Origin of the sequence: Allobosea sp. TAB14, assembly GCF_052113865.1 — a bacterium.
Taxonomy (GTDB): Bacteria; Pseudomonadota; Alphaproteobacteria; order Rhizobiales; family Beijerinckiaceae; genus Allobosea; species Allobosea spartocytisi.
In genome coordinates this window covers 1-1,425 of the sequence record NZ_JBFRDQ010000359.1, presented here as the reverse complement: position 1 = coordinate 1,425, position 1,425 = coordinate 1, and the positions used below count along the sequence as shown (strand labels likewise).

General features: G+C 60.9%; 3 protein-coding genes. All 3 read right to left on the bottom strand.

Annotation, left to right across the window (positions count from 1 at the left end):
- Positions 1 to 125: MucR family transcriptional regulator (locus tag AB4Y99_RS27600; protein WP_441525596.1), on the bottom strand; the 125-nt coding region annotated here is incomplete at its 3' end.
- A 521-nt stretch (positions 126 to 646) separates the two neighbouring features.
- Positions 647 to 1,021, bottom strand: coding sequence for a hypothetical protein (locus tag AB4Y99_RS27595; protein WP_441525595.1), 375 nt, complete (start codon positions 1,019 to 1,021; stop codon positions 647 to 649).
- Between the two features lie 3 nt (positions 1,022 to 1,024).
- The gene (locus AB4Y99_RS27590; RefSeq protein ID WP_441525594.1) at positions 1,025 to 1,252 is read right to left on the bottom strand and encodes a hypothetical protein; all 228 of its coding nucleotides are present in this window, start codon (positions 1,250 to 1,252) and stop codon (positions 1,025 to 1,027) included.
- Between the last annotated feature and the right edge of the window lie 173 nt (positions 1,253 to 1,425).

The window sequence follows — 1,425 nt, the reverse complement described above, 5'->3', positions numbered from 1 at the left end:
GTGAGCGCTGCGTGCGTGCTGGCAATCAGCGCCGGAAGCTCGGCCATCGGCACGCTATTGTGCCCGACGAATGCCGAAACGATATGCGCGACCAGGTCGACGAGCGCTTCGTTATTTTCCGACATTTCCAATCTCCCGGGGGCAYTGCAGAGAGCTTACGCTTCGCTCCTTTTATTATAGAGTTTTCATTTGGCAATAGAACTATAAGAACTTTTATTAGTCGTTGGCATTCAGACGCAGAAGTTCGCCAACCAAATGMGTCGCGCCCTAAAATRGGTCGMCTTGCTGAGGCGGGGCGACTGCGGGGAACGGATCCTCGCCTGGGCCATCCTTCTTCACGCCGCGTGCTAGGATATCGAGCGACCCATCTGGCATCGGACGCTGCAACGTGCTGGCCAGCTCCCACGGCGCCATCATCCATGCCTCACATTCCTCGGGCGTTGTCAGGATCACCGGCATGGCTTTGGGTGGACGGCACCGACCTCGGCATTCGGACCATCCCAGGTCATCGGCACTCTCAAGCTCGCAGATCGCCCAATAAGCCTTGCCSGCAGTSACGCCSGCYTTCTCGAAAACCGCCTGCGCGGCCGCGAGGCCACGGCYGGTTTCCTCCGGGCTSGCGCCKTCAATCTGTAGATGGATGCTCCTAGTCGCCTCCAATGCRGCGGCGCTTCGGCTCTCCAGGTCGCTCGGATGGACGTTGATCATCCTTGCCTCCTTCGATCAGGTTGAGCCCGACCATGGACGGCGGCAGGTCGGGCGGATCGGGCCTGCGTAGGTTCGGGCAATAGCCGCTGCATTTCATTCCGTACTTCTGAGGCTTGCGGGCCGGATTCCAGGGCCGCCACTCGCATTCCTCCGTGAAGGCGATGACGATGCGGCCAATCGTGGCCCGGCTCCCGTGCTTGGACGCGACATCCGCCAGCAGGTAATCCCCTCCGCGCCGGCACCATGGGCAGCGCAGGCGCACGATCACCCACGGGAAGTCCCGAAGCTGCGTCTCTTCGTCCAGTGGCTCCATCGCTCATTCGGCTTCGCGGACTGGCCGCGCTCCCTGCGAAAACAGCCCCCGCAGATAGCCTCGCGATGTCGAGCGGTCGGCATCGGCCAGCAGGACGATGAAGTCATGAGCCAACGCGCGTAGGGCCGCGGTTTCGGTGCCGTGCTCCTCCATCAGCATGGAAACAATGCCCGTGATTTCCGCGTCCAGCGTGGTGTCTTCGACATGTTGGTCGGCTGGCTGGGCTGACATGGCTTGCGTCCTCGTGTATGAGAACATTATGAGAACAAACTGCCCCGGGGAGTCAAGCCATGAACGTCGACACCTTCTTTCTCCAGCCCTTCAAGACATACCGAAAGAARCTCATTCCGAGCCAGCGCGTGCCGGCGAAAACGRAGCAYCACGCGCTCAATGAAGGGGAACGT

What these genes read in the sequence shown, in the direction of transcription:
- AB4Y99_RS27590 (WP_441525594.1), bottom strand. Translation starts at nt 1,252, where the DNA reads ATGTCAGCCCAGCCAGCCGACCAACATGTCGAAGACACCACGCTGGAC.